Raw genomic sequence first — 17,812 nt, forward strand, 5'->3', positions numbered from 1 at the left:
GGCCCGGAGGCTGCTCGGCGTCGCGACGGCTCGCCCGCGCCGGGCTGTACCCATTACCCCTATGGGGTATATGGTGGGCTGATGGAGCAGCACACCGACATGGGTCATGCCGCGCACGCGGGGATGGATCCTGCCGCGACGGGGCATACGGGTCACGGCGGTCATGCCGGGATGTCCATGGAGGACATGGCGCGGGACATGCGGAATCGGTTCGTGGTGGCCGCGGTGTTCTCGGTGCTGGTCATGCTGTGGTCGCCGATGGCCACCGACATGTTCGGCTGGCATCTGCCGGTGCCATTCGGAATGCGTTCCGACATCTGGGAATTGATCCTCGGTCTGCCGGTGATCTTCTACTCCTCGACCATCTTCTTCACCGGCGCCTGGGCGGCACTGAAGGCGCGCACCCTGGACATGATGGTGCTGGTCGCGGTCGGCATCGGCGCGGGATGGCTGTACTCCCTTGCCATTACGCTCACCGGCGGCGGCGAGGTGTTCTACGAGGCGTCGACCATGCTGGCGACCTTCGTACTGCTCGGGCACTGGTTCGAGATGCGGGCGCGCGGCGGGGCCAATGACGCGATCCGCACGCTGCTGGACCTCGCGCCGCCGCGCGCGGTGGTGATCCGCGACGGCCAGGAAGTCGAAATCCCCACGGCCGACGTGCAAGTCGGCGAGCTGCTGCTGGTGCGCCCGGGTTCGAAGATCGCGGTGGACGGCCTGGTCGAGGAGGGTTCCGGCGAGGTCGACGAGTCCATGGTGACCGGTGAGAGCCTGCCGGTGCACAAGGAACCCGGCACCGCCGTCATCGGAGCGACGCTCAACAAGAACGGCACGCTGCGGGTCCGTGCCACCAAGGTCGGCGCGGACACCGCGCTGGCGCAGATCGTGAATCTGGTTCAGCAGGCCCAGAATTCGAAGGCCCCCGGCCAGAGACTGGCCGACCGCGCGGCCTTCTGGCTGGTGCTCGTCGCCCTGCTCGGCGGCGCACTGACCTTGGCGGTGTGGCTGCTGGCCGGCGCCTCCTTCGCCAAGGCCATGCTGTTTGCCATCACCGTCGTGGTCGTCACCTGCCCGGACGCCCTGGGCCTGGCCACCCCGACCGCCATCATGGTCGGCACCGGCCTGGGCGCGCAGCGCGGCGTGCTGTTCAAGAACGCCATGGCGCTGGAGAGCTCGGCCCGCATCGACACCGTCGTGCTGGACAAGACCGGCACCCTCACCAAGGGTGAGCCCGAGGTCACCGAAATCATCACCGGCACAGCCTTTTCCGATGCCGACCTACTACCCCTGCTGGCGGCCGTGGAGCGCGAGTCCGAACATCCGCTTGCCGAGGCCGTGGTGCGCTACGCGAAAGAGCACGGCTCGACCGACGCCCGCGCCGTGGACTTCGAGAACGTCCCGGGCCATGGTGCGGTCGCGAGCATCGACGGCCACCGGGTCGTCATCGGCAACCGTCGGCTGCTCGAACGCGACGGCATCGACCTCGGTGAACTGGCCGAGGCCCGCGACCGCGTGGCCGGTGCCGGGCAGACGGCCGTGCTGGCCGCCGTCGACGGCAAACCCGCCGCCGTCATCGGCATTGCCGACGCGCCCCGCGAGACGTCCGCGAAAGCCGTTGCGGACCTGCACGATATGGGCGTGCGCGTGGTCATGCTCACCGGCGACAACCACGCCACCGCCGAACGCATCGCCGCCGAGCTGGGCATCGACACCGTCATCGCCGAGGTGCTGCCCGGCGACAAGGCCGCCAAGATCGTCGAATTGCAGTCCGCCGGAAGGAAAGTCGCCATGGTCGGCGACGGCGTCAACGACGCACCCGCCCTCGCGCAGGCCGACCTGGGCATCGCCATCGGCGCGGGTACGGACGTGGCCATCGAAACCGCCGACGTGGTCCTCATGCGTTCCGACCCGCTGGACGTCCCCACCGCCCTGCGTATCGGCCGCGGCACTTTGCGCAAGATGCACCAGAACCTGGCCTGGGCGGTCGGCTACAACAGCCTGGCCCTGCCCATCGCGGCCGGTGTCTTCGTGCCCGCCCTCGGTTTCGCCCTGCGCCCGGAGATCGCCGCCATGTCCATGTCCGGATCGAGCATTATCGTGGCCCTGAACGCGTTGTCGCTGAAGCGATTGCGGCTGCCGGAACGGGGTTGAGCCGCCGCATTCGAGTGTGACCCCAATTACATAGGCGGCGGAGCCGTGAGTGGAAACATGATGCCAGGAGTTAGCTATCGCTAATACGGTGGAGCTGCAATATGTCCCCGGCCCGAAAGTCCTGAATCATGCCGATCATCAACCTTGGTTCCGCCGCCATCGACCTGGCCAGCACCGTCACCGGTATCGCCGCCAACATCACCTACCTGCTCAAGGCGTGGGGCCTGGCCTGATCCGCCCCCGTCACGCAGAAAAACCGTCTCCCCGGAGGCGGTTTTCGCGTATCAGGACCCATTCGCGGTCGAGGATCGACATGACCGTGGCGTCGATCCACTCGTCGCCGTAGCGCAGCGACTCCCGCAATACGCCCTCGGCCCGGAAGCCTGCCTTCTCGTAGGCGCGGCGGGCGCGCGGATTGAACGCGTAGACCTCCAGCGAGATCCGATGCAGGCCGAGCTTCTCGAAGCCGTAGCCGACCAGCAGCCGGGTCGCCTCGGTACCCAGACCCCGGCCCTGGCCTTCGGGCCCGATCAGGATGCGGAAATTGCAGCTGCGATTGCCCGGATCCCACTGATTGAGCACCGCCTCGCCGACGCAGCGGCCGCTCGCGAGCTCGGTGACGGCCAGATCCAGCCGATCCGGCTGATCGTTGCGGGTCGCGTACCACTCGCGCAGCCTCGCCGCCTCGGCCGGATTCTCGGGTACGACGGTCTCGTCGTGGGCGCTACCGGTGAGCCTGCGGACCTCGGGATCGACCAGCGCCGCGAGTATCGGTTCGAGGTCCTCCGGCGCGAACGGTCGTAGCAGCACCGTCGTGCCGGTCAATGTGGGCTTGATCGAGAAATCGGCGGATTCGGACACCGATGGATTATGGGGTGATCGGCCGTACCGAGGTCAATAGAGTCGGACGAATGGTCAGTGCATCATCCGGCGCGACGCTCGCCGATATCCTGCCGTCCGTCGCCGCCTCCTTCGGCCTCCACCAGCGCAACCCGCTGGGGCTCACACCGAATCGGGATGTGGTGGTGCTGCTGATCGACGGCCTCGGCGCGGAACTGCTTGCCCGCCACCGCGACAGCGCCCCCACCCTGGCCGCACATGTCACGACGACCCTCACCGCGGGCTTCCCCGCCACCACCGCGACCAGCCTCACCAGCCTTGCCCTCGGCGCGCCCTGCGCCACCCACGGCATCGTCGGATACACCTTCGGCGTGCCCGACGGTGACAGTCCCCGGCTACTGAATTCCCTACGCTGGACGCTGGATTCGGCCACCGGACCCGATGCTCGCGACACCTATCCGCCGGAATCCGTACAGACACAACCGAGTCGGCTGGAAGACCTCGCTGCCCACGGCATCGATGTGCACTACGTGATTCCCGGCTACCAGTACACCTCGGGCCTGACCCGTGCCGCCTTCCGCGCCCCGGGCACACTGCACGCTGCCACCACGTTGGATGAGTTGCGCGCCGGAATCCTCGCTGTCACACAGCATTCCGGCATAAAGTCCCGCTTCGCCTACGCCTACTACCCGAATCTCGACGCCAACGGCCACCTGTACGGCCCGGAATCACCGCAGTGGCTCGAAGCGCTGCGCGAGATCGACGCCGTCGTCGCCGACCTGTTCGCCGAACTGCCCGCCACCTGCACCCTGCTGATCACCGGCGATCACGGAATGATCCACGCCGACACCGTCATCGACCTCGACGCCGCCCCCGCCCTGCACCGCAATGTCGCGCTGATCGCCGGTGAAGCGCGCGTCCGCCACGTCTACCTCGACCACCCGGACGCCCTGGCCGACGTGCACGCCGCCTGGTCGGCCGAACTGTCCGGCCACGCCACCGTTGTCACCCGCGCTCAGGCCCTCGACGAACACTGGTTCGGCCCCACCCCGCCGAACCCCGTGATCACCCGCCGCATCGGCGACCTGATCGCCGTGGCCGAGGGCAACGCAGTCTTGGTTCGCCCGGCCCTCGAGCCCCTGGAATCCGCACTGATCGGCCATCACGGCGCTCGCACCCCCGCTGAGCAGCTCATTCCCCTCATCGTCAACCCCTGACCTGGTTTGCCGGTGGCCTGGGCCACACCTCGAGAAATCGGCGAGGTGGGCCATAGAGGCATTGCCCGAACCCTGATGACTTATTACAGTCAGACTGCAATAAGGCTCGATCAACCAAGGTCGACGTCAGGAAAGGCGGCCGGAACATGGCTACAGGAGTTCTCGTGGAGACGGGTAAGCACCGCAAGGCGACGGTCGATCACCAGCGCTCGGGTGCGGCCGAGATGTGGGGCAAGTTCATGGCACTGGGCGGGCCGAAGCACCTGCTCGACGGTGCGGCCCCGGCCATCGGATTCCTCGTCGGATACGGCGTGGCGGACGCGAAGACCGGTGTGCTGGTCGCGCTCACCCTCGCCGTCGGGCTCGGCCTGTATCGGATGCTGAAGGGTGAGTCGGTCAAGACTGTCGCCATCAGCGTCGCGGCCGTCGCCGTGTTCTCCCTGTTCGTCGGCATCACCGGCGAGGGCCGCGGCTTCTACCTGCCCGACCTGATCATCTGCGCCATCGGCGCGGTCGCCTTCGGGGTGCCGCTGCTGACCGGCCGCCCGCTCAGCCATTGGCTCTGCCGCCGCATCGGCCTGGAACCCGCCGATCACGCCGACCCGGAGCAGCGAATTCGCCTGCACCGCAAGGTGAGTGTGGCGTGGTTCGTCTTCTGGATGCTGCACCTGGTGATCATGGTGCCGCTGTATGCCGCGAACAAGGTGGTCATTCTCGGCACCGTCGCCCTGATTCTCGGCAAGCCGCTGCTGGTGGTGGCGATCGCGGCGACGTTCCTGTGGGTGCGCCGCTCGCTCAAGCCTCAAGCGCGAAGTAGCGCGGTTTGCACCTGACGCAGGCGTTCCACATCACCGCGAAAGCCCGCCACGGCATCGTTGTAGAGGAACGCCTCCCACAGTCGCACCAGGGCGTAGGCGAGGGTGTCGCGTTCGATCGGCGGGCAGTAGCCCTCGGCCTCCGCCCGCTCGATGAACCGCTCCACCAGCGCCACCGCCGACTGGTGCACGATCCCGTCACCGCGGGTGATCAAGCGCAGGGCCGCGGTGGACTCGTTGTCGAAATAGCTACGCAGCGCGTCGTTCACGACCAGCAGATCGATGGTGCGGTTGAGGACCGCGGTGAGCCGCTCGCCGCCCGTGCCGCGGCTGCGCCGGTCGGCGTGGGCCACCGTCTTCTCCAACTGCCGCGCGACGGCCGCGCCCAGCAGCCCGTCCCGGGAGCCGAACCAACGGTAGATGCTGGCCCGGCCGACTCCGAGTTGAGCGGCGATGGCGTTGACGTCCAAGCGGTTTCCGGAGAGGAAGACCGCGATGGCGGCCTCCAGTACATCGTCCGGGCTGGCCGAGGCGGGCCGCCCCGGAGCTCTGGCTCCCTCCGCGCGTGTCACGCGGACAGCTTAGGGGCCAGGTACGCCGACAGTATGCGAGCCGTGGCCGCGCGTCCCAGTGCGAGCGCCTGCTGCAGCACCTCGGGATCGCGGGCGATGCGCCCGATCTCCGGGGCCTCGCTCGGCGGCCGGATCTGCAGCACCGCCGGATCGGACTCGAAATCCTGCTCGTCACTGTGGTGGCGCTCGACCCGCGCCAGCCACGGCCCCACCGTCCCTGGCGCGTGCCGCGACAGGTATCGGGCCACCACCCGGGTCTCCAGAGACGAAGGTGCGCGCATGGTTTCGTCCGCGCGCCGGGTTCGCAACACCAGCACCCGGGTCGCGCCCTGGGTGAGCGCCGTGCGCACCGGAACGGATTCCGACAGGCCCGCGTCCACGAAGCGCCGCGCCCCGATGTGCACCGGCCGCCCGGCCAGGATCGGCAGGCAGGTCGAGGCGCGCAGCGCGGTCTGCACCGAATGCACATCGCTGAGTTCGGGATTCAGGTCCACGGCCGCGCCGGTCTCGGCGTCGGTGGCGATGGGGTGGAAGGTGACGGCATTGGCCAGGATCGCCGGGAAGTTCATCGGCACGATGCGCTCGTACACGGTGTGCACCAGGTATTCGGTGTCGACCACCTTGCCGCCGCGCAGCGCTCGGGTGGGGTTGATCACCCGATTGATCACCTCGGGATTCCAGGCCCGCCGCGCCTGGATCGCGCGACCGCACAGCAGCCAGGCCGCGTTGAGCGCGCCCGCCGACGCCCCGTACACCGCGTCGAAGCAGGGCAGCAGGCCCAATTCCTCGATGGCCATGGCCATTCCGTGCGAGTACGCGCCGCGCGAGGAACCGCCCTCGATGACCAGGGCCAGCCGGTGCGAGTCGGTGCGCTGCCCGGGGGTGCTGCCCTCGCGATGGCGGCGGGCGAGCAGTTCGCCGACGCCGAGCGTGCGGTCCTGGTCGGGCAGCGGGTGGTCCGGGTCGGGCACTGCGGCTCCCTTCGGGGTGGTGGTCGGTTCGAGTATACGAGGCTATTTGAGACACTCGACTCTCTGTGTATCATATTCGGCGATGGCGGGGGTAGCGATGAAACTGGAGGTCAACGCATGCAACTAGCGCTCACCGACGACGAGCTCGCCTTCCGCGACGAGCTGCGCGCGTTCTATCGGAGCGAAATCCCGGCCGAGATCCGCAACCGGCATCGGCACGGGCAGGAACTCAGCAAGGACGACATCGTCACCACCCAGCGCATCCTGAACGCGCACGGGCTGGCGACCCCCAACTGGCCGGTGGCATGGGGCGGCAAGGACTGGACCCCCATCCAGCGCCACCTCTGGCACGACGAGATGCAGCTTGCCTCGGTGCCGGAGCCGCTCACGTTCAACACCAATATGATCGGGCCGGTCATCGCGCACTTCGGCTCCGAGGAGTTGAAGCAGCGCTTCCTGCCCGCCACCGCCAATCTCGACATCTGGTGGTGCCAGGGCTTTTCCGAGCCCGAGGCCGGTTCCGACCTGGCGGGACTGCGCACCGTCGCGGTCCGCGACGGCGACGACTACATCATCAACGGCCAGAAGACCTGGACCACCGCCGCCCAGTCCGCCGACTGGATGTTCTGCCTGGCGCGCACCAACCCGGACGCGCCCAAGAAGCAGGCAGGCATCTCGATGCTGCTGTTCCCGCTCGACACCCCCGGTGTGACCGTGCGCCCCATCAAGCTGATCGACGGCGGCTACGAGGTCAACGAGGTCTTCCTGGAGAACGTCCGGGTCCCCGCGAATCAGCTTGTCGGCGAGGAGAACCAGGGCTGGACCTACGCCAAGTTCCTGCTCGGCAACGAGCGCACCGGCATCGCCGCGGTCGGCCAGACCAAGGTGAAGCTGTGGCTGGCCAAGGAATACGCCAAGCAGACCCGCCTGGGCGAGAAGACCCTGCTCGACGATCAGCTCTTCGCCACCCGCCTCGCCGAGCTCGAAAACGAGCTGCTGGCACTGGAACTGGTGCAGCTGCGGGTCGCCGCCGGTTCGGCCGACGGCAAGCCCAACCCGGTCTCCTCCATTCTCAAACTGCGCGGCACCGAGCTGCAGCAGGAGGTCACCGATCTGCTCGTGGACATCGCCGGACCGGATTCCGTTGCGCGCGAGGACGAGTCGAATCCCGACTGGGCGCGGCGCAGCACCGCCACCTACCTGAACTATCGCAAGACTTCGATCTACGGAGGATCCAACGAGGTGCAGCGCGGCATCATCGCCTCGACGATCCTCGGACTGTGAGGCAGCATCATGGATTTCGATCTCACCCCCGAACAGGAAATGCTCCGCGACACCGTACGTGACGTGCTCGCGCGTGGCTACACCCCGGAGCGCCGCAATGAAGTCGTCGGCACCGAACTTGGCTGGGACCCCAAGATCTGGGCCACCTTCGCCGAAATCGGTCTGCTCGGACTGACTTTCGCCGAGGAGGACGGCGGCATGGGCGCCGGTCCTATCGAGGCCATGCTCGTCATGACCGAACTGGGCCGCAGCCTCGCCCCCGAACCGGTGCTCGACTGCGCGCTCCTGCCGGGCTGGCTCATCTCGACCGTGGGCGACGACACCCAACGCAAGGACCTGCTCCCGCGCATCGCCGAGGGTGAGCTGAAACTCGCCTTCGCGCACGGTGAACCGGGGCTGCGCTGGCCGTCGGCCGACACCGCCACCCACGCGGTGCGCGGCGAGGACGGCTACCGGATCACCGGCCGCAAGACTCCGGTCTCCCACGGTGATTGCGCCGATCTACTCATCGTGAGCGCCGCCGTCGAAGGCGGCATCGACCTGTTCCTGGTCGATGCGGCCGACCCGGGCGTGCGGCGCAGCGCGTACGCCACCCACGACGGGCAGCGCGGCGCGGACATCGCATTCGACGGCGCGCGGGCGGTCCCGCTCGGCGAGCCGGGCGATGCCTCCGCCGCCATCCAGGCCGCCCTCGCCGGGGCGCAGGCCGCCCTGTGCGCCGAGGCCGTGGGCGCGATGGAGGAGTCGCTGCGGCTCACCGCCGAATATCTCAAGACCCGCAAGCAGTTCGGCGTTGCCCTGCGCAGCTTCCAGACGCTGACCCAGCGCGCCGCCGACATGTACGTCTCCCTCGAACTGGCGCGTGGCATGAGCATGTACGCGTCCATGTCGCTGGCCGACGGCATCGTCGACCCGGTCGTCGCCTCCCGGGCCAAACTGCGGATCGGCCGCTCCGCCAAGCACATCGGGCAGGAGGCCATCCAGTTGCACGGCGGCATCGGCATGACCGACGAATACCCGGTCGGCCACTACACCGCCCGGCTCACCGCCATCGAGCACACCCTCGGTGACTCCACCGACCACCTGCGCTACCTCGGCAGCTACGTCGCCGACTACCAGATGGTCGAAATCTGATGCACATTCGCGGCGCGGTACTGGAGGAGATCGGACGCGAGCGGCCCTACGCCGACTCGCGGCCGATCACCGTGTGCGAACTCGAACTCGGCGATCCCGGACCCACCGAAGTGCTGGTCGCCATCGAGGCGGCCGGGCTGTGCCACTCGGATCTCAGTGTGGTGGACGGCAATCGGCCGCGACCGCTGCCCATGCTGCTCGGCCACGAGGCCGCGGGCACCGTGGTGGCGGTCGGCGAGCGGGTCGCCGATCTGCTCATCGGGCAACGGGTGGTCATGAGCTTCCTGCCGCGCTGCGAACAGTGCGACGCCTGCGCGCGTGACGGGCAATTGCCCTGTGCCGCAGGCGCTCGCAGCAATACCGCGGGCGAACTGCTGCATCACGCCGGGCATCTGTCGCGCGGCGGATCCCGGGTTCGCCATCACCTCGGGGTGTCCGGATTCGCCACGCATGCCGTGGTGGATCGGGCTTCGGTGGTGCCGGTGGGCAATTCGGTGCCGCCGGAGGTCGCGGCCTTGTTCGGCTGCGCCGTGCTGACCGGCGGTGGAGCAGTGCTCAACGTGGCCAAGCCGCGACCCGAGGACACCCTCATGGTGGTCGGGCTCGGCGGGGTCGGCATGGCGGCGCTGCTCACCGCGAAAGCCGTTGGTGTGGAACGGATCATCGCCGTCGACCGGATGGCCGACAAACTGGCGATGGCGAAGGAGCTCGGGGCGACCGAAACCTACACGCCCGAAAAGATCGCGGAAGAGTCGGTGCGGGCGCGATACGTGGTGGAATGCGCCGGGCATCCGGCGGCATTCGAAACCGCGTACGCGGCAACGGAACCCGGTGGCATGACCGTCACTGTCGGACTGCCCGGCCCGAATTCGACCGTGACCCTGCCGCCATTGAGCATCACCGCCGAGGCCCGCACCATTGTCGGCAGCTATCTCGGTTCCGCGGTCCCGGCCCGGGATATTCCGCGCTACGAGCAGATGTGGCGGGACGGGCGGCTGCCGGTCGAGAAATTGATCTCCTCCCGCATTCGGCTCGAGGAAATCAATGCGGCCATGGATCTTCTCGCAGACGGAAAGGCTGTTCGTCAAATCATTTTGTTCGACCAACCCTGAATCCAGAATGGCTGTGCCACAGCGTTAATCGTCGCGAGCGCCGCACCGATAATCAATGGATTTCCCCGGTGCGGCGCTCGCATACTGCGATGGTGAACACCGCAGCAATTCTCGACCACTTCCGCACCCACGGCGCGCCCCTGACGCTGTCCCGGGCCGGTGCCGTGGCGTGGGACGACGCGGAATTCCACCGGGCCGCCCACGCCGCCGACCCCGAAAGCTACCTGCTGACCGCCCTGGTCCCCGGCGTGCACGAAACCCAGCGCGCCCGCGCCCTGCTGCAAACCCTCCTCAGCTCCCGCGCCGGCCTGCCCGAACCCACTCGCGCGATCCTCGACAAGGCCACGCGCGCACTGCTTTTCGGCCTGCCGCCAGCCCAGGTGATCACCGTCCTGTTGGCCGTGCGCCGCCACCGTGCCAACCACAAGCACGTCACCCGCGCCACCGTAGCCTTCGTCCTCGACCACCCCGACGCCGAACTCCTCATCGCCGCCCGCCGCCCCGCCCTCCGCGACTGCCTCGAGCACGCCCTCGGCAAGAACACCGCCCGAGCCTGCCTGCGCCACATCACCGACGGCACCACCGATTCGTTCGAACTGCACCGAAAGTTGTTGCGCTTCACCACGAATCCGGAGCGAGCTGTGGAGCGGCTCCGTCAGCTGTATGCCCCCGGCACCCACGGTGTCCCCGTGCTCACCGAGCCGGTCGCCCCGCTGGAGACGGTCCGCGTGCGCGAGCCCGTCGTCACCGTCACCAACCGCGGCGACATCGCTGCCACGCTGGTTCACCTCTACCGAGGCGGCTCGCCGAGCGAATTGGCTTCCGCCCTGGCTGGATACGTCGACCGCACCGTCGGTGAGCTGCCACGCGTACGCGGCCATCTCGCCCTGGTCCTGGACGCCACCGACTCCATGCGCGGCTACGGCGACCGTGAATGGGCGCTGCTCTCCCAGGCCGAGGCTCTGCGCCTGGTCCTGGCGAGGCTGTGCGAGCAGTTGACCGTGATCGAGGTCGGTGCCGGGCAGACCGGCCCCACCGACCTTGCCACCGGAGTCCTCGATGCTCTGGAAGCCCGCACTCCACAGGCGAACTCGACCCCGGACCTGGTGGTCGTGGTCACCGACGGCTACGAGAACCGGCTGCCGGGCGACCTGGCCCGCGTCGTCGCAACCCTGCCGACCATCGGCGTCCACACCCCGATCGTGCTGTGCCAGGCCCTGTTCACCGGCAGCGACGATCGCACCCTACGCGATCCCGCACCGGCCCTGCCCACCTCGGCCTTCTGGCACCAGGACGATTTCGCCGCCCTGCTGCCCTGGCTGTTCGCCCGCACCCCGGGCGGCGCGGACTGGATCCGCACCGCCACCCACCGTTTCCTCGACGCTCGACCGGAAGGAGCATCTCGATGACCGGACTCGTTTCCGCACTCGACAGGATCGTCCGACTCGGCGGGCCGATCTGGTTCGAGCGCCGCCTCATTACTCATTTCGACGCGCTCGCGCGGACCCCGGTCGGTTCGACCGGATAGGAGCTCATCATGACTCGTCTCGATACTCTCGTCGGCGCTCCGGTCGACCTGGCCGGATATCGGCTGGGGTTGCCGCAGGTGGCGGGAGCGCTGACCATGGTGCCGATTCACGGGCCGGAGCGGCCGGGGATCGTGCCGCCGCGGTCGGGGTTGAAGCTGAATCGCGTTGTGGGGTACGGGAGTGTGGAGTTGCACAATGGTGCGCCCGGCGGGGTGGCCATCGTGCCGTTGCACATCGGGTACATCCAGGAGGGGGCGCAGAATCATGCGCTGTGCTCGGCCGCGTTGATGGGGGCGGGGGAGACGCGGCTGTTCGAGGATGCGTGCTGTGTGCAGGCGGCGCAGGGCGGATATCTGGAGGGGCGCGATCAGTGGTTCTTCGTGCTGCCGGTGGAGTTGCGGGCCAGGGCGCTCGCGCTGCATGGGAAGCCCGGGTATTCGAAGCTGTGGCAGGACATTTCGGCGGTCAACAGTCGGTACGGGCTGCCGGCGCGCGGGCATCTGGAGCAGATCCTCACGCGCAAGCGTGCGGTGCTCACCCAGTTCCGTAGCCGCCTCGAACTGCTGCCCGGTCAGCTGGGTGCGCTGTTCTTCGTCGGCGAGCAGTTCGCGGGGCTGGAGATCGCGCCGGACGCACGGTACTTCGCCGAAATGTGGATGCCGCTGGTGTGTTTCGCCTACGGTGTCGCCGCCTGGCGGGCCGAGCCGCCGCAGCCCGCGCCCGAGCCGTTCGCGGTGCGGGACCTCGCCGAGTTGCGGGCCGAGCTGACCCGCAACCGGGAGCGTCACGTCGAGCGGCTCGGCTCGTGGATGCCCGCCGACACCGCGATGACCGGTGTCGAGCAGGAGCGCTACCTGGATCTGCGCCTGCACACCCTCACCGGTGCGCAGCTCGCGGGCCAGGTGGTCACCGAGCACGACCGCCCGGTGTACGCGTCCCTCTTCGCGGTGAATTAAATAGCTTGCGGCACAACCGAACAGGGGATTGAATAGGGAGTACGGGAACTGAGCCGGGCACGATGGGATCCATCTTGATTCCAGATCAAGCAGATCGCCTTGTCAGCGAATAACGCCCCACCACCGCGTCGGCCGCCTGTCCCGTCCTTACTCCGGAGAATGCCCGGCGAGACCCCTCGCGCCGGGCATTCGCCCTGTCACAGGCGATTTCGGCATCAGTACCTTTCGGCGATGTCAGTGCGCGGTGGACAGCACGCGATCTCGCTGACGAGCTTCTTCCTCTGGGCAGGTGGTCGCGAGCGCGCGCCGCCGATTGGTCCGCACCGCCGCACTGAACAGCTGATATTCGGCCGAGGGCACACAGACTTCGCGATAGGGCTGACGCGGGCCGACCCGCCGCTGCGGGCCGGGGATCACCACCCCCCGCCGCGTGCCGGGCCCGGACTCCTGGGCGCGCACCCACTTCCGCATGGTGTGCGAGTCGATGCTGGGCAGGTATTCCACCGCACGATCCCACTCCAGGCCCTCCACCTGCATCGGATCGGCGACCGCGGTCACGACGACGGCATATGCCGTGCCGACGGTGTTGTCCGCCATCGGATCTACCCCCTGTCCATGCTCGACATCTCCGGCGTTGCGCGGGGAATATTCAGGATACTTCGAAAGATCTTGCACTACTGCGCGTTTCGCTCTACCCGCAGAGAGTTTGCGGGTACTTCGCCGTACTCGGGAGCCTGAACGAGCAGGTGCCACCGGAATTCGGCCACCGCGCGGCGGGTCGCCCGGTGTGGCGGCCAGTGGCGCGAATCACGCCCCGGAATACCCGCGCGGGTACCCCGGTTCAACTGGTTGCCATATCCACCAAAATGGAAATGGTCAAAGATGCCAGAGGTGGCAGTGATCCGAGGAGGACTCGTGCAGTTCGGAATTTTCAGCGTCGGTGACGTGACGATGGACCCCACCACCGGCCGCACCCCGACCGAGGCCGAGCGCATCCAGGCCATGGTCGCCATCGCCCGCAAGGCCGAAGAGGTCGGACTCGACGTCTTCGCCACCGGCGAGCACCACAACCCGCCCTTCGTCCCGTCCTCGCCGACCACCATGCTCGGCTACATCGCCGCGCAGACCGACAACCTGATCCTGTCCACCGCGACCACGCTGATCACCACCAGCGACCCGGTGAAGATCGCCGAAGACTTCGCCATGCTGCAGCACCTCTCGGGCGGCCGCACCGACCTGATGATGGGCCGCGGCAACACCGGCCCCGTTTACCCGTGGTTCGGCAAGGACATTCGCGACGGCGTCCCGCTGGCCATCGAGAACTACCACCTGCTGCGGCGGCTGTGGCGCGAACGGAACATCAACTGGGAAGGCAAGTTCCGCACCCCGCTGCAGGGCTACACCTCCACCCCCGCGCCGCTGGACGGCACCCCGCCCTTCGTCTGGCACGGCTCCATCCGCACGCCCGAGATCGCCGAGCAGGCCGCCTACTACGGTGACGGCTTCTTCCACAACAACATCTTCTGGAACCCGGAGCACACCAAGCAGATGGTGACGCTCTACCGTCGCCGCTTCGAGCACTACGGGCACGGCGCGGCCGAACAGGCCATCGTCGGACTGGGCGGACAGGTCTTCATGGCCGAGACCGAGGCCGAGGCCAAGCGGATCTTCCGGCCCTACTTCGACAACGCGCCCGTCTACGGACACGGCCCGTCGCTGGAGGACTTCACCGAGATGACGCCACTCACGGTCGGCACGCCGGAGCAGGTCATCGAACGCACCCTCGGCTTCGCCGACAATGTGGGCGATTACCAACGGCAGCTGTTCCTGATGGATCACGCCGGGCTGCCCCTGGAGATGGTGCTCGAGCAGCTCGAGATCCTCGGCAAGGAGGTGGTCCCGGTGCTGCGCAAGGAGTTCGAGGCGCGCCGCCCCCTCGACGTGCCGAGCGATCCGCCCACCCACGCGTCGCTGGTCGCCGCCGGTCCCGACGCCCCGCACCACCTGGTCGAACCCGCCCGCGAGCGTGTGCTCGCCGAAGAGAAGTGAGGACGAGCATGAGTCGCAAGCTGGTCGTGCTGACCGCCGGACTGTCGCAGCCCTCCTCCACCCGGTTGCTCGCCGACCAGCTCGCCGCCGCGGTCACCGCGGCGGTGGGCGGGCGCGGGGAGAGCCTCGAGATCGACGTCATCGAACTGCGGGAACTGGCCGCCGATCTCGCCACCACCATGACCACCGGACTGCCCACCCCCGCGGTGTCGGCCGCGCGCGAACGGGTATCGGCCGCGGACGGCCTGATCGCCGTGACGCCGGTCTTCACCGCCAGCTACAGCGGGCTGTTCAAGATGTTCATCGACATCCTCGACACCGACGCGCTCAACGGCATGCCGGTTTTGATCGCCGCCACCGCGGGGACTGCCAGGCATTCGCTCGTACTCGATCACGCGCTCCGGCCGCTGTTCACCTACCTGCGCGCGGTGGTGGTGCCGACCGGCGTCTTCGCCGCCACCGAGGACTTCGGCTCGACCGGTCTCGGCGAGCGCGTCCACCGGGCCGCCGCCGAACTCGCGCAGCTCGTGGTCGCCGAACCGGTCGCCGTGCAGGGCTTTCTGCAGGACGAGCCGATTCGGCATCGCACCTCGGGCAATGGCGTCGGCGCGGTCCGGCCGTTCAGTGAACTGCTCGCCGGGCACACCGGCGACGACCGTTAACCAATCGATAGCTAGGTAGCATGACTCACATGGTCGAGGAAATTCTGCCCGCCATCCCGCTCGACTCCTGGCGGCCCACGAAGGAAACCCTGCACCGCTACGCCCAGATCGTCGGCAAGGTGGCGCTGGCCAAGGGCATTCGCCGCAACCACTGGTGGCACATGACCTATCGGCTGACCGCACGCGGCTGGACCACCGTCGCCCTCGGCACCGCCACCGAGGGACCCGTGTTCACCTGCGAATTCGACTTCTTCGACCACGTGCTGCGGATCTCGAACGATCGCGGCACCCGGGAGGAGATCCCGCTCGGTGGGCAGTCGGTGGCCAGCTTCTACATCGAGGTCATGAACGGGCTGCGCAATCTCGGAGTCGACGTCGAACTCGCCTACCCCACCCCCTTCGACCTGCCCGACCACGGGCGGCCCTTCGACGAGGACGAGGAACACCACCACTACGACCCGGTCGCCGCCCAGCGCGCCTTCCGGGTGCAGAGCCAGGTGGGTCGCATCCTCGAACAGTTCAGCGCCACCTACTCGGGCAAGATCTCGCCGGTCCAAGTGTTCTGGCACACCTTCGATCTCGCGGTGCAGCGGTTCTCCGACCGCAAGATCGACATGCCCGACAGCGTGGATCCGGTGACCCGGGAAGCCTATTCCCGCGAGGTGATCAGCGCCGGATTCTGGTTCGGCGACGACAAGGTGCCCGCGCCGACCTTCTACTCCTACACCGCACCCGAACCCACCGGGCTGTCCGAGCAACCGCTGCGCCCGCCCACCGCCGAATGGGTGGCGTCGGGCTCCGGGCACAGCGCCTATCTGCCCTACGACGATGTCCGCACGGCCGCCGATCCGGTCGGCACCGCGCTGGGCTTCTTCCAGTCCGCCTACGAATCCGGTTCGCGTCTCGCAGGGTGGGATGCTGTCGGTCTGGCCTGCCACAATGGCATTACCGATCCCGTATTGACCTCACCCAGGTTGGGCGGGCCGGAATAACCACGTGCTCCGAATCGTCTCTCCGGCATAGTGTGTCGAAGAGGAGTCATGGGATGATCACCATGGGGAGAGGGCCCAAACGGCTTTCGCGTGTGGAGAAGAGGGGTCCAGATGCGTGAGGAACGCATACCGAATCCGACAATGACCGCGTACCGGGAAACAACCTTCACGGCAGGCCCCACCACCCGCGTCGGTTTGATGGGCGCGCTCGTGCTCGGCAGCCTGATCCTGGTGTGGGCGGCCGAACGAGCCTCCAGCGAGGGCGACGATCACGGCTGGTTCGTGGCCGTGTCCTTCGCCGGACTGTTCGTGGCGCGCGGGCTGTACCTGCGTCGACCCATCACGCTGCCGCATCTCACCGGGGCCGCGGTCACCCTGGTCATCTCGAACTTCGCCTACCGGACCGAACATCCCGCCGTCGGCTTCGTCTTCCTCGCGGCCAGCGGCGCGATCCTGGTTCTCCCGCAGGGCAGCAAGCCGCAGCCCGAACAACTGCCGCGGGTGGCCGAGCTGGTGCGACGCAGTCAGGGAGATCCCTTGGCGCCCTTCGCACTGCACTCCTCCAAGAGCTACTTCTTCAATGCCGACGGCTCCGCGGCCATCGCCTACCGGGCGCGCTTCGGAATCGCCGTCGTCGCGGGCGATCCCATCGGCGACGCCGACCGGTTCCCCGAATTGCTCACCGAATTCTCGCTTTTCGCGGGCAGCCACGGCTGGAAGATCGCGGTGCTGGGCGCCAGTCCGATGGTCACCGAGATCTGGCAGCGGCGCGCGGTCGACCATCGTGGGCTGCGGGCCATCGCCATCGGGCGTGACGTCGTCGTCGAGGTCGGCGGGTTCGACATGGTCGGGCGCAAGTTCCGCAATCTGCGTCAGGCCGTGAGCCGCACCAAGAACTTCGGTGTGACCACCGAGATCCTGCCCGAGGTCGCGCTCACCGAACCCCTGCGCGAAACCCTGCTGTCCATCGTGGACGAATGGGGACACGGGCGGCAGACCCGCGGCTTCTCGATGATCCTCGATCACCTGCTCGACGGACGGCACCCCGGCATGCTGGTGGTGCTGGCGCGCGACGCCGACGGCCGGGTGGTGGGTTTCCAGCGCTACGGCATGTCCGGCAACGGGCAGGAACTCAGTCTGGACGTGCCGTGGCGGCGGCACGACGCACCCAACGGGCTCGACGAACGCATGATCGTCGACCTGACGGAGTACGCGCGCGAACACGGCATCAAGCGAATCTCGCTGGCGTTCGCGGCATTTCCGGAGATCTTCGCCGACAAGCAGCGGTCGCGGACCATGCAGACGGTGTATCTGGCGGTGCGAGCGGGGGATCCGCTGATCCGGCTGGAATCGCTGTACCGATTCCTGCGCAAGTTCAACGCTTTCAGCGATCAGCGCTACGTGCTGTTGCGCTGGCGCGAGGTGCTGATCGTGGCGGCGGCGCTGCTCACCCTCGAGTTCGTCCCGCACCGGAAGCAACACTGAACAACTCTCACGGGCAAAACTCCGAGAGTCCGTGAGTATCAGG

The 17,812-nt window shown here is 67.9% G+C and carries 17 protein-coding genes; 13 read left to right on the forward strand and 4 right to left on the reverse strand.

Annotated features, from left to right (window positions below):
- The first annotated feature begins 81 nt into the window (after window positions 1-81).
- Complete coding sequence (locus tag ACYVN4_RS04830) at window positions 82-2,151, forward strand: heavy metal translocating P-type ATPase (RefSeq protein WP_460717996.1); 2,070 nt, start codon at window positions 82-84, stop codon at window positions 2,149-2,151.
- 243 nt (window positions 2,152-2,394) lie between these two features.
- On the opposite strand, the gene ACYVN4_RS04835 is transcribed toward ACYVN4_RS04830, so the two are convergent.
- Window positions 2,395-3,012 carry a GNAT family N-acetyltransferase gene (locus tag ACYVN4_RS04835; RefSeq protein ID WP_460717997.1) on the reverse strand — a complete coding sequence of 206 codons (618 nt, stop codon included), beginning with the start codon at window positions 3,010-3,012 and terminating at the stop codon, window positions 2,395-2,397.
- Between the two features lie 50 nt (window positions 3,013-3,062).
- Here ACYVN4_RS04835 and ACYVN4_RS04840 point away from each other — a divergent pair, with 50 nt between their 5' ends.
- Both ACYVN4_RS04840 and ACYVN4_RS04845 read left to right on the forward strand, forming a co-directional pair.
- The gene (locus ACYVN4_RS04840; RefSeq protein ID WP_460717998.1) at window positions 3,063-4,208 is read left to right on the forward strand and encodes an alkaline phosphatase family protein; all 1,146 of its coding nucleotides are present in this window, start codon (window positions 3,063-3,065) and stop codon (window positions 4,206-4,208) included.
- Window positions 4,209-4,354: 146 nt separating this feature from the next.
- Window positions 4,355-5,041, forward strand: a complete 687-nt coding sequence (locus ACYVN4_RS04845) for a DUF3159 domain-containing protein (protein ID WP_460717999.1) — start codon at window positions 4,355-4,357, stop codon at window positions 5,039-5,041.
- Here the strand turns inward: ACYVN4_RS04845 and ACYVN4_RS04850 are convergent.
- Both ACYVN4_RS04850 and ACYVN4_RS04855 read right to left on the reverse strand, forming a co-directional pair.
- Window positions 5,011-5,595, reverse strand: a complete 585-nt coding sequence (locus ACYVN4_RS04850; RefSeq protein ID WP_460718000.1) for a QsdR family transcriptional regulator — start codon at window positions 5,593-5,595, stop codon at window positions 5,011-5,013. The genes ACYVN4_RS04845 and ACYVN4_RS04850 overlap by 31 nt on opposite strands.
- Window positions 5,592-6,566 (reverse strand): patatin-like phospholipase family protein, encoded by a 975-nt coding sequence (locus ACYVN4_RS04855; RefSeq protein WP_460718001.1) that lies wholly within the window; start codon window positions 6,564-6,566, stop codon window positions 5,592-5,594. The genes ACYVN4_RS04850 and ACYVN4_RS04855 overlap by 4 nt, the downstream gene beginning before the upstream one ends.
- Window positions 6,567-6,683: 117 nt before the next feature.
- Between ACYVN4_RS04855 and ACYVN4_RS04860 the strand changes: the two genes are divergently transcribed.
- The 6 genes from ACYVN4_RS04860 (at window position 6,684) to ACYVN4_RS04885 (ending at window position 12,581) form a co-directional block, all read left to right on the forward strand.
- Window positions 6,684-7,850, forward strand: coding sequence for an acyl-CoA dehydrogenase family protein (locus ACYVN4_RS04860; RefSeq protein ID WP_460718002.1), 1,167 nt, complete (start codon window positions 6,684-6,686; stop codon window positions 7,848-7,850).
- Window positions 7,851-7,859: 9 nt separating this feature from the next.
- Window positions 7,860-8,984, forward strand: a complete 1,125-nt coding sequence (locus ACYVN4_RS04865) for an acyl-CoA dehydrogenase family protein (RefSeq protein WP_460718003.1) — start codon at window positions 7,860-7,862, stop codon at window positions 8,982-8,984.
- Entirely contained in the window at window positions 8,984-10,096 is a 1,113-nt protein-coding gene (locus ACYVN4_RS04870; RefSeq protein WP_460718005.1) for a zinc-binding dehydrogenase, read from the forward strand. Before ACYVN4_RS04865 ends, ACYVN4_RS04870 begins: the two co-directional genes overlap by 1 nt.
- 92 nt (window positions 10,097-10,188) lie before the next feature.
- On the forward strand, window positions 10,189-11,505 hold the full coding sequence (locus tag ACYVN4_RS04875) for a vWA domain-containing protein (RefSeq protein WP_460718006.1): 1,317 nt from the start codon (window positions 10,189-10,191) through the stop codon (window positions 11,503-11,505).
- The gene (locus ACYVN4_RS04880; protein ID WP_460718008.1) at window positions 11,502-11,624 is read left to right on the forward strand and encodes a hypothetical protein; all 123 of its coding nucleotides are present in this window, start codon (window positions 11,502-11,504) and stop codon (window positions 11,622-11,624) included. Before ACYVN4_RS04875 ends, ACYVN4_RS04880 begins: the two co-directional genes overlap by 4 nt.
- Window positions 11,625-11,633: 9 nt before the next feature.
- Window positions 11,634-12,581 carry an ARPP-1 family domain-containing protein gene (locus ACYVN4_RS04885; RefSeq protein WP_460718009.1) on the forward strand — a complete coding sequence of 316 codons (948 nt, stop codon included), beginning with the start codon at window positions 11,634-11,636 and terminating at the stop codon, window positions 12,579-12,581.
- A gap of 234 nt (window positions 12,582-12,815) precedes the next feature.
- On the opposite strand, the gene ACYVN4_RS04890 is transcribed toward ACYVN4_RS04885, so the two are convergent.
- A complete protein-coding gene (locus tag ACYVN4_RS04890; RefSeq protein WP_460718010.1) occupies window positions 12,816-13,178 on the reverse strand; it encodes a hypothetical protein in 363 nt (120 codons plus the stop codon).
- A gap of 318 nt (window positions 13,179-13,496) precedes the next feature.
- Here ACYVN4_RS04890 and ACYVN4_RS04895 point away from each other — a divergent pair, with 318 nt between their 5' ends.
- From ACYVN4_RS04895 to ACYVN4_RS04910, 4 genes are all read left to right on the forward strand, one after another.
- A complete protein-coding gene (locus ACYVN4_RS04895) occupies window positions 13,497-14,630 on the forward strand; it encodes an LLM class flavin-dependent oxidoreductase (RefSeq protein WP_460718011.1) in 1,134 nt (377 codons plus the stop codon).
- Window positions 14,631-14,638: 8 nt separating this feature from the next.
- Window positions 14,639-15,292, forward strand: a complete 654-nt coding sequence (locus tag ACYVN4_RS04900; RefSeq protein ID WP_460718012.1) for an FMN reductase — start codon at window positions 14,639-14,641, stop codon at window positions 15,290-15,292.
- Window positions 15,293-15,321: 29 nt separating this feature from the next.
- Window positions 15,322-16,284 carry a DUF5996 family protein gene (locus tag ACYVN4_RS04905; protein ID WP_460718013.1) on the forward strand — a complete coding sequence of 321 codons (963 nt, stop codon included), beginning with the start codon at window positions 15,322-15,324 and terminating at the stop codon, window positions 16,282-16,284.
- 141 nt (window positions 16,285-16,425) lie between these two features.
- Window positions 16,426-17,769, forward strand: a complete 1,344-nt coding sequence (locus tag ACYVN4_RS04910) for a bifunctional lysylphosphatidylglycerol flippase/synthetase MprF (protein WP_460718014.1) — start codon at window positions 16,426-16,428, stop codon at window positions 17,767-17,769.
- Window positions 17,770-17,812: the final 43 nt, after the last annotated feature.

This window comes from Nocardia heshunensis (genome assembly GCF_054782115.1).

Coding starts and splice junctions, on each gene's coding strand:
- ACYVN4_RS04830 (WP_460717996.1), top strand. CDS start 82: ATGGAGCAGCACACCGACATGGGTCATGCCGCGCACGCGGGGATGGAT.
- ACYVN4_RS04840 (WP_460717998.1), top strand. CDS start 3,063: ATGGTCAGTGCATCATCCGGCGCGACGCTCGCCGATATCCTGCCGTCC.
- ACYVN4_RS04845 (WP_460717999.1), top strand. CDS start 4,355: ATGGCTACAGGAGTTCTCGTGGAGACGGGTAAGCACCGCAAGGCGACG.
- ACYVN4_RS04860 (WP_460718002.1), top strand. CDS start 6,684: ATGCAACTAGCGCTCACCGACGACGAGCTCGCCTTCCGCGACGAGCTG.
- ACYVN4_RS04865 (WP_460718003.1), top strand. CDS start 7,860: ATGGATTTCGATCTCACCCCCGAACAGGAAATGCTCCGCGACACCGTA.
- ACYVN4_RS04870 (WP_460718005.1), top strand. CDS start 8,984: ATGCACATTCGCGGCGCGGTACTGGAGGAGATCGGACGCGAGCGGCCC.
- ACYVN4_RS04880 (WP_460718008.1), top strand. CDS start 11,502: ATGACCGGACTCGTTTCCGCACTCGACAGGATCGTCCGACTCGGCGGG.
- ACYVN4_RS04885 (WP_460718009.1), top strand. CDS start 11,634: ATGACTCGTCTCGATACTCTCGTCGGCGCTCCGGTCGACCTGGCCGGA.
- ACYVN4_RS04890 (WP_460718010.1), bottom strand. CDS start 13,178: ATGGCGGACAACACCGTCGGCACGGCATATGCCGTCGTCGTGACCGCG.
- ACYVN4_RS04900 (WP_460718012.1), top strand. CDS start 14,639: ATGAGTCGCAAGCTGGTCGTGCTGACCGCCGGACTGTCGCAGCCCTCC.
- ACYVN4_RS04905 (WP_460718013.1), top strand. CDS start 15,322: ATGGTCGAGGAAATTCTGCCCGCCATCCCGCTCGACTCCTGGCGGCCC.
- ACYVN4_RS04910 (WP_460718014.1), top strand. CDS start 16,426: ATGACCGCGTACCGGGAAACAACCTTCACGGCAGGCCCCACCACCCGC.